The sequence below is a fragment of the Pseudoalteromonas sp. bablab_jr011 genome (assembly GCF_016464045.1).
GTDB lineage: Bacteria > Pseudomonadota > Gammaproteobacteria > Enterobacterales > Alteromonadaceae > Pseudoalteromonas > Pseudoalteromonas lipolytica.
In genome coordinates, this window is sequence record NZ_JACDWU010000200.1 from 1 (window position 1) to 15,524 (window position 15,524).

The window sequence follows — 15,524 nt, forward strand, 5'->3', positions numbered from 1 at the left end:
ATATGTCAGTACCTTTGCTTTTCAGCAAGCTTGTGACGCATCATTACTGTGATATGAGATACATGATAATAAAATAAAGGCATCAATTTTGATGTTTATACATTAGCTCGTCTTGACTTCAAGGGAGCGTCCATATATGTCCTGATTAATAATAGTAAATATAAAGATGAACAATAGGTCAAACCTACCTAGTTAAACCCGCTATGGACAAGGTATTTAATGCCGCGTGGGTGTCTTCATACAGCTTAATCCAGGTAAGCCGTTGTTGAATTTCTCTGTTCATAGACACCAAGTATATTGAAATGATGTCCATGAATCACACACCTCAATCCTGTTAATTCTCCTTCTCTAACCAAAAAATTAGTTCATCTAAACTTTCTTCATCTAAATTGCGTGCGATATCATCGAATATGCTTCCTCTCAAATATAATAAGTATCTGAGTAAAGCTCTCCTTTCATCAGCATTTAAAGACTTTCGCCGCTCTTCATTATCTAAGTGGATCAAAAATGTGTCTAAAAAGTAATATTCCCCTTTAGCACTGGCAAGTCGCGCTAGGCCAGGCAGAAAATATAAAAAACCTTCTAGATTAATAAAACTAATAGGCGAATACGTAATAATTCCTACATCATTAAATGATAGTGATTCGTTATCTCTATGTTGTAAGGTTCTTTCGTGTTCCAAGCACTCTTCGCAATGATTATAATTTGTAAAGTGCGCTGGACGGACTCTAGAAGCAAAGGCCCTTTTTAACTGTCTATACTGTTCCGTCATCTACAAAACCTTTCTACTTTTTTTTTGCAATTTGTCCGCTGCTTTTCTATATTCATTAATCGCATTTTGATGATTCTCATCAGCACCTCCGAACCAGCGTTTACTAAATTCCTCTCTCAAATCAGCACAATCGCGATTTCTTCTTAGCTCCCACTCCCATTTATCACACTGCGAGCCTCCTCCTGGGTACTGCTCTTGGCATCTATTCTTATACTGCCGCCTGTTGCCTTCATAGGCAACTCTGTCATTTTCCGATTGTACAAAAGGACTTGATGCAGACTCTGCCATCATCCATAAATTTTCGGCATATCTTTTCTCAACTAGATAGATAGCACCAGCCGTACCTACTAAATATCCAGTATATCTAATAGCCGTCGAAAGCCTCAGTGTAGACATAACATTGAGGGTAGGACTAACAGATGCTATAGACATATAACCACTCGGATCTAACTTGTTAACTGGATCTGCTTCTGTATACAAAAATTTATTTAGACTTAATATATTAAACTTGCAGCCCATCCACTCATCTTGCTGCGTAAACCGTCCAATACTCTGGTCAACGCGCACGCAAGTAGTACTGGTCTAGGTCGCCATCAAACTGCTCACCGGTGAATAAAAAGTTATTCTCCGTGGTGCCCGTTTGGTTGAGTAGCTCACCAAAGGCGGAGTAGGTATAGCTGTCGCTATGTGTGCCTGAGTCGTCGCTCAGTAAACGCGTTCAGCCAAGGCCATCGTATTAGGTGATAAGAGTGGGTGTCCTGATTAATAATAGTGCAACAATGCATCCACCATCGCAATGCGATTACCCCGTTTGTCGTATTCATAACGGGTAACTTGCCCATGCGCGTCTTTGACTTCTATTTGCTGGCCAGCGGCATCGTAGCGATACTCAGTGAGGTTGCCTCTGCCATCAACAGTTGCCACCATACGCCCGGCTTTATCGTACTCTTGGCGTAGATTAAAGTGGGTGTCCTGATTAACTATCCTTTCAAAAGTCTAATTTTTCTTTTAATTTAGTCCCAGATTCTGATTCTCTGAAAGCCAAGGAGTAACTATTAAACATCTTCTGATCATCTGTTATGCTTTGAAACCAAGGCTCGGCCGAGTTTTCTATCACGATCAAAATATCATTCAATGCTTTTTCTATTGAACATGTGTCTCTAACATCCCAGCCCCAACTCCCAAAACAAATTTCCTCTTCATCAATAAAATATCCAGAAACCTGCCCAAAGCCCTTTATAAAATTAGAAGGGAATTTTTCCTCTTGGTATCCAGGAATTAACGCAAGCTTTTGGCAGTCAACAGGAACTGTCATAAATTTTTTGTTAGAAAGAAGCCAAAACATAACCAAGTCTATATAGTCTCCTCTTATTCGATAAAACCAAAATTTGTCTGGTCCAAGTATGAAACCTAATCTATTGAGACTTTCAGTAAAGCCACAATCATAAGCACACTGTATCAAGGCTTTATTATTAGTCACTACTATTTTCTCCTGTTTATAAATACATCGATGATGGGAGCATTATTATGTCTTTTCTTATAACCAGGCAACTTACTTTTAGAAGTCCCCGCTTTACCTGTTTTTAAATCAAAAGCTAAAACTACTTTACCAGTATTAGTATTAGTCAGTATTACATCAAGCCCCATTGACCCTTTATCTCTTTTATCGCCAATTCCATCATTAGTCCTTTTACCTGCATCAAAAAAGAACACTTCGGCTTCAAGCCTAACATTGTATTTCTTAAGTTGACGATTCAACTGTGAAGAGGTTTCCGCAATGCGGTCTTTTAGGTTTTTATGAGCACTTGAACCAAAAGATTGAGCCGATTGCCCTCTTTCAGCCACATCATCAACAGCTTGTACCATATTAGTAAGAACAAATTCACCAACAACACCAAATACTTGCTCTACAGCTTGGTCTTTTACATAGTCTTTGACCTCTCCCCACATCGCTCTCGTTATATAGCGAGAATAATTAGGTATAGTCTGAGAAATCAGTGTATTTCTCATATTGCTGGAAACATTAAGACTAGCTAAACCATAATGCCCTGAAGGGTCAATCCAATTAGTTGCATCCGAATTTGCATAGGTATACTTGTTTAAACTATAAGGGTAATAACCATTCCCCAACCACTCATCTTGCTGAGTAAACCGCCCTACACTCTGGTCGTAATAACGTGCACGCAGGTAGTACTGGTCTAGGTCGCCATCAAACTGCTCACCGGTGAATAAAAAGCTATTCTCCGTGGTGCCCGTTTGATTGAGCAGCTCACCAAAGGCGGTGTAAGTATAGCTGTCGCTTTGTGTGCCTGAGTCGTCGCTAGGAGCTAAACAGGACACTCACCCTAAAATTTATATAATGCTACCCATACTAGAGCGATTAGATATCAATCCTGGAAATTGGCTTACACTCACAACATCACTCACCAAAGCTTTCAAAGCAGCCATTGGCAAAGAGCTTGCTGTCACCGACTACACCAACCATATGCATCGAAAGCGACGAAGCGGCCTTAATAAAGTATCAGCAAAGCCTTGTTTGCTTAACTTGCAGACCACAGCTGATTTGATAAAGAGCTAACCCTCTTTGACCAGCTTATACCTAAAATTAGTAAAAGCAGATATTTCAGGTGAATTAACCGTTTGCTTTAACCACATTGAGCACACAAGCGAGCGCTTTTACGAACAAACTAAAGAAAAAAGTCATGAACTTTTTTCTTTTTTTAAGGTGACTGTCTTGATTAATTAATCACATTTGGTGTGAGAGTATCTATGATGCTAGCCAGTTCATCTGCCTCAAATTGACTCTCTAACCAACCATCAGGTAACAGCAACTCTAAGAACAGCCTCATATCTTCCCCTGAGCCATATACAACAAACCCAGCTCCATCAATCACTATTTTTAAAACTCCAGCTTGTTCACACTTTTTTGCAAAACGCTTTAATGGTCGGTTGTATTTTTTGCCATAGAGGCTGCCAACTGCAGGGGTTGGTAACGGGACAAGGCTTCTTAGTTTGCCATAATCAATATCATTGACGCTGGCTAGAATCATAGGCACACCAGGCATTATTTCAGCCATAAATTTGCCATTTTCTCTGATCATAATGAAAGGTTGCTGCCAATAACTGACAAGTTTTGGGTCTAAAACAATTTCTTTATCAAACTCTGAGTACGTGTTTCCAGTCGACCTCGGTTGTCCAAATACTGAGTTCCAATCATTTACCATTGATGCTTGCTCACTCAATTTATAGCCGCAGTGCCAGTCTGAAGCGTGCTTAAACAATATAAACCTAGCAGCCCCATTTGTCAGTGCTTCAAACCATGCTCTAGGAAACCCTGAATCAGTGTATTCGAGGTGCTCAATAAGTAAGTCATCTCCTAGAAAGTAATGACTAAGTAGTAAGTCTCTAAAATCATTTGAATAGTTTTTCATATTTTATCTATAGGTACCGTTTAACAATTGGTGCAATTGGCTTGTAACCCCTAACCGTGGCACATGCAACATCCATTGCCAAAGATGTTTCATATAAAATTAGCAATGCAAAATCTTTGTCACTATTCGATAAGGCCTTATAAGTTTTACCAGAATAAACATTTAGCCCATTCAGTCTATGTAAAATTCTCACCAGCCAATGCAAACGCCTATGTAGATGTTCAGCTACATCAACCAAATTACCCCTCACGTCCGGACCATCCATATATTTTGGACGAGCATGATGTTTGTTACTTTTACCATATTGACGTACTAGGCTCCCCGCTTTACATAGACTTCGTCTAATATTCTGATATGTTTCATATCTTTTTTTGGCTTTATAGCCATTTCCCCAGACTCTCACAAAGCTTGATAAGCCAAAATCTGCAAGACCAAAACCTATGAACATGTTACCGCTTGGGTCTATTCCATTAGTCGGTTCAGAGTGGGCATATAAGTATTTGTTCAACGTAATAGGAGTGCACGATTTCCCCATCCACTCATCTTGCTGAGTAAACCGCCCTATACTCTGGTCGTAATAACGCGCACGCAAGTAGTACTGGTCTAGGTCGCCATCAAACTGCTCACCAGTGAATAAAAAGTTATTCTCCGTGGTGCCAGTTTGATTAAGCAGCTCACCAAAGGCGGCATAGGTATAGCTGTCGCTTTGTGTGCCTGAGTCGTCGCTAAGTAAGCGCGTTGAGCCTAGGCCGTCGTAGTGATAGGTATTGGTGGTATTCTGGCTTGCATTGGTAGTAAGGGTTTGACTGAGTAAGTCATCACCATAAAGGTAGGTTTTGAGGCGTGCGCCAAGGTCGTTACTCTCAGCAATCACTTGTGCATAATCACGGTTGTTATCAACCAGATAATGCGTTGCCTGCCCATTGAGGGTTTTCGCAATACGAATGCCATCAATATTGTATTGATAGTCAGCCTTACCACCACCTACTGCTGTGGCATCGAGCGATATCATGCGGTTACGAATATCGTACACATACTGCACCTGCGCATTATTGACGGTTTTAGCTAGGGTATTGCCATTGTCATCGTAGCTGTAGGTGGTGTTTTGCGTCCCGCTGCTCTCGCTGCTGATACGGTCGTTGTCGTCATACACATAGCTGGTTGTTTCACCATTGATGGTTTGTGTTAGGCGGTTGCCCACATCATCATAGGTAAAGCGTGCGAGGTAGTTGCCTTGTAGTGCATCAGTGACACTTTCAGAAATCAGACGATAGCGGTTGTCGTAGCCATAATCTGAGGTTCTGCCTGTGCTTTGCTCTAACTTAGTGCGACGGCCTGTGTCATCCAGTGTGTAGGTAAACGCTTCAATTAACGCACCTTGGGCATTGTAATGTTGCACCTTGGTGAGGCGATTAAGCACATCGTACTCATAGGTGGTGCTGGTGCCGTTAGCGTTAATTTGCGAGGTGCGATTACCATTATCGTCATAACCATAGCTTGCTTGCATCACGCCATCTACGGCTACCGAGATTAAGCGATTGAGCGCATCGTAATCTGCGCTTTCAGTGCGCGTTTGCCCATCTTGATAGGTGATAACCGTTTGCACTTTGTTGCTGTTGTTGTCATAGCTGTATGCCAACACTTCACCGCTTGGCTTGGTTTCTTTTATCAAGCGGTTTTGCGCATCATACTTGTACTGCCATGTTCCTTGTCGGCCAGAGGCTTGAGTACGGTTACCATTATTGTCGTAAGTATAGGTTTCTACATCAGCTTGTGAGTAAATCACTTTTACTAAGCGGTTATTGGTATCGTATTCATAACGAGTCAGTTCACTGTTAAAGTTGGTATGGGTAATTTGGTTACCCACTTCATCATAGGTAAATCGCTCCACTTGACCAAGGGGCAAAGTACGGCTAAGTACATTACCACGTTTATCATACGCCCAGCTTGTAGTGCGGCCCAGCGCATCTGTTTGCGTGAGCTTGTTGCCTAATTCATCGTAAGTGTAAGTGGTCGGGTTACCCTCAACATCTTCTACCTTCGTTAAACGGCCTGAGCCATCATAGTGGTAACGGGTGATAATACCTGCTTGGTCTGTTTGTGAGGCTCTGCGACCTCGGGCATCGTAGGTCGTCGTGCTAACGGTGCTATCTGGGAAGGTGGTTTTGATTAGCCTGTCTGCTAAGTCATAGTCATATTCATAACGGTTAGAAAGGGCATCAATCATGGCGATGCGATTACCCCGTTTGTCGTATTCATAACTCGAGGTTTGCCCGAGGGCATCTTTTATCGCAATCTGCTGACCAGCGGCATCATATGTATATTCAGTTCTCTCACCACGGCTGTCAATTGCAGCTACCATGCGCCCGGCTTTGTCGTACTCTTGGTGCATAGTTGATGCATCTGGGTAAGTGGTTTTAACCAAGCGATTGGCTGCATCGTATTCATACTGTGTCTTTGCGCCATTGCGGTCGGTTTCGCTAATCAGGTTGCTTTCAGCATCGTATGTTTTGGTGGTAAGCGTACCATCAGGATAACGCGTTTGCGTGTGGTTACCACGGGTGTCGTAATCCATCTCGGTACGGCGACCTAACTCATCAACCATCGCCGTTTCGTTATCGAATACATCGTACTCAATGAGGGTTTCATGCCCCATAGGGTCGATGATTTTAACTAATCGGCCTTTGTCATCATATTCATACTGAGTGACTAGCGATTCGGCTGTGCCATTGGCGAGGGTGCGCGTCATAGTTTCGCTCAGCTCACGGCCCATTGCATCACGCTGGTACTGAGTCACCACGCCATCAGCATCAGTTTTGCTGCCAATATAAAAGGCATCACCATATTTTTTATAGGTAAAGGCGGCTTGTGTACCTATATCGTCAGATAAGGATGCAAGTTCACCCAAAGATGCATTGTAGATAAAATTAGAAACCTCACCGAGCGCGTTGGTACTCTTCGAAATATTGCCATCAAGAGTGTACTCGTTGATGAGTAAACGAACACCATCAGGATCAGCTTCCGTCAGCAACCTGTTGAAATTACCGTAGCTGAAGTTAACCGTATGGTTTAATGCATTGGTTTCACTCAGCTTGTTACGATTACCATCGTATGTCCAGGCCAAGGTATTACCCTCACCATCGGTCATTGATAAGACGTTTTGGTCACCGTCATAGGTACGGGTGATGGTTTCACCTAGCGCATTGGTTTGCGTGAGCACATTACCCATGCTGTCGTAGGTCAGGATTTGGGTATTGCCACGGCGGTCTTTAATAAGCTGGCGATTCGCATCAAGCTCGTGCGTAAACTCAAGGCGGTTGCCATCGGCATCAATTTGCGCAACAAGACGACCTTGTTCATCGTATTCATTACGCACAATTCGAACGCCATTTGCAGCAATAATATCGAGCAAGCCATGGCTTTTGTTGTAAGTAAACTCTGTACCTTGTTGCAATTGATCTTTGTGGACGATTAAATCGCCATTTTCATCATATTCGTAACTAATACTGGTGTTATCTGGCAACAGTATTTTTTTTATGCGGTCATTGGCATCGCGCTCGAAAGTGATGCTCATCCCGCCGCTGTGAATAATACCATTTTTGGTATAGGTCAGCGTGTGGCCTGTTGGCGTAGTAATACGCTCAATAGTAAAGCCTTCGTTTAGGTCAAAGGTATAACCATCGACTGTTACTAATTGGTACTGAGTTGGATCAACTGGGTTGCCTGGGTCACCTAAATCAACTAAGTCACCCGCATACACACGCAACAAACCATAACTTTTTTGCGTCAGCGTAGAAGTTGTGCCGTCTATCGCCTCAAATTCTAAGGTTACGTCTTGAATAGGGATTATTTGATTACAATGCGGGTTTGCCTTAGCTTTAAACTTCTCGATTCGCCCATCGGGTAAAGTGATAGTGACAATTGGGTCGCCATTGGGTTCCACACACCAGTTACTGAAGAAACCAGAACGATATTCGTTCAGCCCCCAGCCTTTACCAAGAGTGCGAGATTCCTGAATACGGATATTCTGGTAATCAACTCGCCAACCGTAACCGAAATCTAAATTTTTATGCTTATCGCGCGTATCATACGTTCGCGTCACGCCAATGGGCATTCCCGCAACGGCAATGTTCACATCTTCAAAGGTGATGGAGAAGTTACCCACTTTTAGGTCACCCTCAACAGCGATGTTGGCGCTTTCTTGCGACAACCGCCCTGATGCGTCTTGCGCCTCAAGCACCAGCGTATATAAGCCGTTATTGAGCATTGTTGGGTCAAAGGTTGCTACAGCCTGTTGCTGAACATTCTGTTGGCCACTTGCCAGCTCAATTGGGTTGCTGTCTTCAGTACCACGCTCAAAATACACTAACCGCCAATTTGCTAGATTGGTATCTTCAACACTAATAACGACATCTATAGGTTCAGATACCACCGCGTTATTAGTTGGAGAAATAATCGCTAAGGATGGAGGGTCAATGTCACTTGGATCTTTAACATAAAAGCTTGCCGTTACTTCAATATTTGCATATGCATCTGTCACGGTAGCTTTAATTGCATGTTCACCCAGGCCAGAAGCGGTAATTTGCGCACTGTATGTTGAATCTGTAACAACAACTTGCCCGTCAACCTCTAATGCCACAGTAACAGGTGCGATGGCATTAGTAGGGATTATTTTAATGGTGACTAGTTCGCCTTCATCAGCAAAGCCTGGTGTTGCACTAACAGTTGCATCAAGCACAGTATCCGCACTATTAACTGTGATAGTCCATCCCTGCTCTACATATCCTTGGCCATCACTAACTCGTACGCGCACAGCAGCTTGCTGGTTAGCATCTGGCTGCCAAGAAATTACACCGGTATCATTAATGCTCATGCCTTCAGGGGCTTGTTCCAAGGTATAAGTGAGTGCATCGCCTTCAGCGTCTGTCGCCTCAACATGATATTGGTAAAGGTAGGTTGCACGGGCAATCGTCCCTGGCGTTGAGCTAATAACAGGTAATGTGTTAGTTGCCGTGCCATCACTAACATTCAATATGAATGATTGGGTTGCATAACCGCCCCGGCCGTCTTCAACGCGCACACTGACTTCTTGTGAGCCAGAGTCTGATAGTTGAGGTACCCATGTGATCAACCCAGACTCAAAATTAATATTCATCCCTTCAGGTGAAGTCACTAGTAGATAACTTAATGAGTCACCATCTGTATCTTGTGCATCAACATCATAGCTATATTCAACACCATACTGAGCTTGCCCTTGCGGCGTTGAAGTGATTGTAGGAGCAGCGTTGCCTCCTTTCTGCTCAACGACTCTCAGAGCAAAACTTTGCTGTGAGTAGGCACCAAAGATATCAGTTGCATTCACTTTAACTGCATATTCACCAAGCTCGACTGATGTGGTTGGCCAACTGATAGCGCCCGTGGATGAATTGACCATCATTCCCTGCGGCGCACTGACAAGGCTATAGGTAACATTATCTCCGTCAGGGTCGGTCGCTGTGACATTATATAAATACGTAGCGCCTTGAATTACTTCATTTTGCGGCTGCGACGTTATGGTTGGTGGCGCGTTAGTACGAGTGTTAAGTGTAAATGTTTGAGTATCGTTGCCACCAGCTAGGTCTGTAACTTTTAACGCAACTTCGACTTGCCCTAAATCGGCTACCTGAGGGTTCCATGTGATCTCGCCTGACAAACTATTGATGCTCATTCCCTCTGGAGCAGAGGTTAAGCTAAATTTAAAAATATCGTCTGCGCTGTCGGTTGCATCTACATTGTAGTAATAAGGGTATCCTACAGAGGCTAATAATACAGGCTCTGTTGTAATTACAGGTAGTTGGTTAGTATCAATTGATGCAGTGACATTAATATAAAAAGCTTGTGCTTTTGTACCATAGGCAAGATCAAATGCACTAATATGAATGTATTGGCTTCCTACTTGATGCGGCTTAGGTGTCCAAGTAACTTCGCCCGTTAATGAATCCAAAGAAACACCAGCTGGCCCCTGATTGATGTAATACATGACAAAATCAGATGTATTTGGATCACTCGCATTCATTTTATAGGTATATGTTTGCCCAACGACTGCGGTACGATTCGGAGTAGAATCAATAATAGGCGTTAGATTGCGCTCACGACTCCCAAGAGCCCAACTTTTGGTATCACTTAGCCCATCGATATCTGTTACACTAATCCGAGCAACTTTTGCAGATGCTATATTGTTTTCAAAGGCACATTCATAAGCATTAACCTCGTCTATTTTGATGATAAGCTCTTTTCCCATTAAGCTTGGATCATCAAGAGTAAGAAAACCATTGTAAGATTTGTTTACACCTAACGAAGGTATAGCTAACTCTTTCAGTACGTTTTGATTTACTAATGTATCAGCATATAGCTTAACTTTAACTCCCTCAGTTGAAGGCAAAGTACCTCTGTTTGTAACACCAAAACGGATTGCTATCTTTCCATTTGATGGTCTCGCAGAAATGTCAGTAGCAACTAAGTCGAACATACGTCCACTAGCTAATACATCATTTGCTACTAAACTCGAAATATCAAAGGTGCTAGATGCCAACATGGTCGGTTGTATATTCTCAGAAACAGTTCCTTCACTTTGCTGCAGGTAACTGTAGTTAGAGTGTGCGCTTGGCCATTTTTCGTTCCTTGATTCAAGCACTACGACTTGATTCCCACTAACCACCAACTCACCTTCACCATCGTTATCTACATCAACAAAAACAGGCGATCCGTTTAATGATTGTGTAGCATAACCTTTTGTATTCTTTGCTGAAAGCTCACCTGTGTAACCATTGTAAACATACATTTTTCCATCGCTGTGATATCGAAGTATGTCGAAATATCCATCCAAATCAAGGTCTACAATAGTTGCCCCAACGTTGTTTCCCTTTTCATTTGCCGCCCATAAGTTTGAGCCATCGAGACCTGCATACAAGGTATTGTTACTAGGTGAATATATTTCGAGATTACCGTCTCGAGTGAAATCACCTATATTTAAAGACCCTGCGTAAGTGACTTTTTTGCTCCAAATTAGTGTTCCATCGTCATCTATTAAATTAAGCCAACGACCATTAGACCGATATTCATTTACGACAAGTTCAGGAAATAAATCGTTGTCAAAATTACCCGTAGCATAAAAAGCTTTGTATAAAACATTCGTGCTTTCACTTTTTGATGTATTCCAAAGTAAATTTCCGCTTGCATCACGAACTTCATTAAAGTGTACTAGTTCAAATGTGCCATCATTATCTATATCTATTACAAGTGTGTTCCCTTGAGCCGATTGATAAGGACTTCGATTACTTGGCTGAGTGAAACTCCAAAGCCTTTTCCCTTGAGCATTATAAACACTCGGTCCAAAGATGATCTCTGGCTCACCATCTGAGTCAATATCTGCAGTATGGATAGATGAGTAGTTATAATAACTATAATGAACATCAACTGCTGCGACATCGCTTATCCACCGAGTAGTCCCATCTGAATTTAATGCAATCATAGAGCCTGTATTTTCTTGGATGAACACAAATTCCGTATTTGTATCACCATCCAAGTTTATAAGTGCACCAACTACATAACGATGGGCAGAAAGGTCTGTTCGACGCCATATTTCTTCACCAGAAATTGCATCTATAGCATATATATAGCGGCTAGTTGTGATACCCACTATTGCTTTCTTATCTTGCTTGTTTAAAAGCCCATCTTGGTTAGAATCAAACAAAGGCGCAACTAAAGGTTGATTCAAACTTATATACCGAGAAGTACTTAATACTTTATGTTCAAGATTGTGCAAAGGTGAATCTTCACTAATACACTGGTTGTTAAAACTGGATAAATGGCCAGGATAGCTATTTTTTACGGGATTCCAAATAAAGCTCCCAGATTCAGGATTGATACGTGCAGATTCAGGAGCAAGCTCAAGCTCCCAGTTTTTGATTTCAACAGTGTTCGCATCTAACGCTGTAAAAGTATGCGAAAATGAGCTTAGGTCATTAGCCAGCGAAAGAGAATGCTCAATAATGTTTGGCGCTGAAGGCGGTATGTCTCCAGTTAGTTCATAGGACTGTATATCGTAGTTACCTAAGCTATCTTGTACCTGCAATATCACATGAAATCTTTGCCCTTTGATAGCGCTCGGTACTTGCCAAGTTACTAATCCTGACTGCGAGTCAATTTTTAGCCCTTCAGGTCCACTAAACACACGATAAGAAATGCTAGCGCTTGAGTCATACTTCGACATTGCTTGGTATTGATACAGCTCACTCTGAATTGCGCGAATACTTGGTTTTGAAGTAAATTTTGGCGGCACATAAGAGCCATCAACTATTAGTTCAAACTCTTGCAGATCTGTAGCACCAGCAATATCAGAAACTCTAACAGCAACTCGATGACTCCCAACTTGAGAGTAATTTGCCTTAAAATCGAGTACGCCACTAATCGCATCCAGCGACATACCAGTGGGCCCCTCAACAAGCGTAAACTGATGTCCATCCCCAATATCAGGATCTTCAACCTTTAGCTGGTATGAATAAAAAACATCGACTGATGCTGATGTAATTGCGGATGACACTATTTTTGGTGCATCATTTGAATCGGTAACAGTAATAGAAAATATTTGGCTATCTGACAATCCCGCTTTATCTCTTACAACGACATCGAATAGCGCAGACTTAACCGAATTGTTCTCAGTACTACACTCTTTAATTTTATCGGATGTCAAATCTATTCGAGCTGTTAAATCTGAAGTTGGTTTGCTTAACAGTGGTAATGTGATATTTACACTTTGCCCATGTGATAAGCGGTCAATTTCAGTTTGAGCCAATTGTTGATTGTTATCGCGTACCGTTAATATAATTGGCTCATCGATATCTAGACTGCTTCGGTTTGTAACAGTGATTTTTACTTGTTCAGCCAGCGCTTGTACTGAAGTAATAGCAACATCAGCTTGCGGAATACTCTCGAACTGTTTCTTAATCTCCTGTACTTTTATAGCAACAAATGCACTTGAAAATGACTGCGCACTCAAACCACCCGAGCGTAATACGTTCAAATCCCATGCTGCACCGCCAAGCGATAGCGCTAAATCAATATAATCTTTATCTGTAGTGCCAGATTTACTTCTAATTTTGACATTTTCACACAGCTTATAGCCACCGCTACCATCAGCGACATAACCAATTTGGTTTTGACCCATACCCAATGCTATCGTCGTGCCATCTCCACACAAAAATGTTGCATTAACAACAACATTTAAAATAACACTCTTAGCAGATAGGCTTTGTTTCAAATTTTCATACGATAGTGTCTGATCCCAGTTATCGCGATCCTCATCCGAAACTAAAATAAAGTTTCGAGACGAACTTTCTCGCAGTGGATAATTCAAAGCAAAGTCTAGCCCTGCCCAACCATCTTCTGTTCCACCATTTAGTATAAGTTTATCGCTAGCCTCAACAAAAGCAGTTGAACTTCCAAATGACTGCCCTTCAATGTCAATTTGCCTTGGAGCAACTGTTCCACTTCCAAAACCGACTAAACCGTAATTGTTTATATCGTTACCATCACCGATTTTGTTTGAACGTAAATGAGCATCTAATAATGGTATTAATTCAGCAACCCAGCCATGCTCACCGCTCATGGAACCTGATTCGTCAATTACAACTGCCACGTCTGAAAATACGTTTTCAGCATTATCTAATTGCTGCGAGGTAGCACAATATGGGTTGAATGATGATAACGAAGACAAATATTCTGCACTGGGGTTCCAAGCTAACTTGCCATCTAATGGATTAATATCGGCTTGCTTTGGAGCACTTTGAAGTGAGAATTTAAGTTCATCTACCGTATTTGGGTCTTGCGCCTCAACGTCATATAAATAGGGCGTACCCGTTATAACATTCAAAGGAGGTGTACTGGTGATCACTGGAGGCTTATTAGCCTCAATTACATTAATCGTTATTTGCCCTAAATTAGAAGTAAGCTCCTGATCTCTGGCAACAAAGGTAAACTTATCTGGGCCAAAATATCCTGCATTCGGACTATATGTGAATTGGTTACCTGCTAATACAGCTATACCATTATTTGGTTGAGTAACAATCTCGAAACTTAGTACATCCGCTTCTGGATCTAATGCTGCTAATTTTGCTAATAGAACCGTGTTCTCAAGAGTCTCCCAATTTTCATTTTCAGCAACTGGTGCATCATTTACTGGGGTTACATTAATTCGGACTAAAGCCGGTTCAGATTCTAAATCCCCATCCGACACAGTGAAGGTAAATTCATCATTGCCAAAGAAGTTCGGATTTGGTGTGTAAGTAACAGTTGGTGGTTCGCCTGAAATAACCCCATTGCTAGAACTTGTAAATTGCCCAATCGAGATAACATCGCCATCCACATCTGCGCCCGAAAGAGTTATTAAAAGTGGGCTGTCTTCAGCCGTCGTAAGTGTTTGTGCAAATGCGATCGGCGCGTCGTTTACCGGCGTGACTGTAATTGTTATGGTTGCAGTGTTTGAATCTTCTTCACCGTCATTTACGCTAAAGGTAAATTGGTCTGTACCAACAAAGTTTATATTTGGGGTATAAGTGTATTCAGGACCTTCGCCTGTCAATTGACCATATTTAGGCAAGCTTAATTTAGTGTAAACTAGAGGGTCATTGTCTTCATCACTAGCCAGAGCTGTGAATGTTATAGTCGTGTCTTCTTGAGTGGTTATAAGTGTATCATTCGCAACAGGGGCAACGTTGTAGCAGGTAGTGAATCCCTTAAAGTTGAACGTTATCCACCCCTTTCCACCTAAGCGATAATCAGTTAACTCAACAACACCAAATTCCTGTATGCGATAATTGAAATTCGCACCAAAGGCATCATTTTCTATCCAGAATGGGACTATTATGTCTTTACCAATCAATTTGCTCAGGTTTGTATTGAGCTCTTTTGAATTTTTGACACCGGGTACTCCTTGAACCCAATCACCAACTTCAACCAAGTTATCTGAACTATCGTACGGGTTGATATAGCTATCACTCGTTCCAGGAGAAATAAATCCTTCCGCTAAAGACTTCGCGTTATTATCACCACTCCATGTTAACCAACTATAGTTACCATTCCCACGACCTAATGGTACCTTTTCGTGAGAATAGGGCACTTCATTTTTGATCAGATCATGAGGTAAGGTAAGCGGGTAAATTTCACAAAAATCATTGTTAGCAGCAAAACCTGCGCTAGCGACAAAAAGTAAAAGCGTGGATAAAAAAAATCGAGGCTGTAATATCATATCGTTCCCAAAAATATACTTAAGGGAACTTTGTTTG

At 41.9% G+C, this 15,524-nt stretch carries 8 protein-coding genes; 1 reads left to right on the top strand and 7 read right to left on the bottom strand.

The genetic code is table 11. The annotated features are described in order from the left end of the window. Window positions 1-334: 334 nt before the first annotated feature. The 5 genes from JIG41_RS12005 to JIG41_RS12025 form a co-directional block, all read right to left on the bottom strand. The gene (locus JIG41_RS12005; RefSeq protein ID WP_199524814.1) at window positions 335-772 is read right to left on the bottom strand and encodes a hypothetical protein; all 438 of its coding nucleotides are present in this window, start codon (window positions 770-772) and stop codon (window positions 335-337) included. Then, the gene (locus tag JIG41_RS12010) at window positions 773-1,204 is read right to left on the bottom strand and encodes a hypothetical protein (protein WP_199524815.1); all 432 of its coding nucleotides are present in this window, start codon (window positions 1,202-1,204) and stop codon (window positions 773-775) included. Window positions 1,205-1,534: 330 nt separating this feature from the next. Continuing rightward, complete coding sequence (locus JIG41_RS12015; protein WP_199524816.1) at window positions 1,535-1,699, bottom strand: RHS repeat domain-containing protein; 165 nt, start codon at window positions 1,697-1,699, stop codon at window positions 1,535-1,537. Between the two features lie 61 nt (window positions 1,700-1,760). Then, entirely contained in the window at window positions 1,761-2,252 is a 492-nt protein-coding gene (locus JIG41_RS12020) for a hypothetical protein (protein ID WP_199524817.1), read from the bottom strand. 2 nt (window positions 2,253-2,254) lie between these two features. Continuing rightward, a complete protein-coding gene (locus tag JIG41_RS12025) occupies window positions 2,255-3,112 on the bottom strand; it encodes an RHS repeat-associated core domain-containing protein (protein WP_199524818.1) in 858 nt (285 codons plus the stop codon). A 19-nt stretch (window positions 3,113-3,131) separates the two neighbouring features. On the opposite strand from JIG41_RS12025, the gene JIG41_RS12030 reads away from it, so the two are divergent. Then, a complete protein-coding gene (locus JIG41_RS12030; RefSeq protein WP_199524819.1) occupies window positions 3,132-3,350 on the top strand; it encodes a hypothetical protein in 219 nt (72 codons plus the stop codon). A 160-nt stretch (window positions 3,351-3,510) separates the two neighbouring features. On the opposite strand, the gene JIG41_RS12035 is transcribed toward JIG41_RS12030, so the two are convergent. Both JIG41_RS12035 and JIG41_RS12040 read right to left on the bottom strand, forming a co-directional pair. Then, a complete protein-coding gene (locus JIG41_RS12035; protein WP_199524820.1) occupies window positions 3,511-4,203 on the bottom strand; it encodes a hypothetical protein in 693 nt (230 codons plus the stop codon). A 7-nt stretch (window positions 4,204-4,210) separates the two neighbouring features. Then, the gene (locus JIG41_RS12040) at window positions 4,211-15,487 is read right to left on the bottom strand and encodes an Ig-like domain-containing protein (protein ID WP_199524821.1); all 11,277 of its coding nucleotides are present in this window, start codon (window positions 15,485-15,487) and stop codon (window positions 4,211-4,213) included. Window positions 15,488-15,524: the final 37 nt, after the last annotated feature.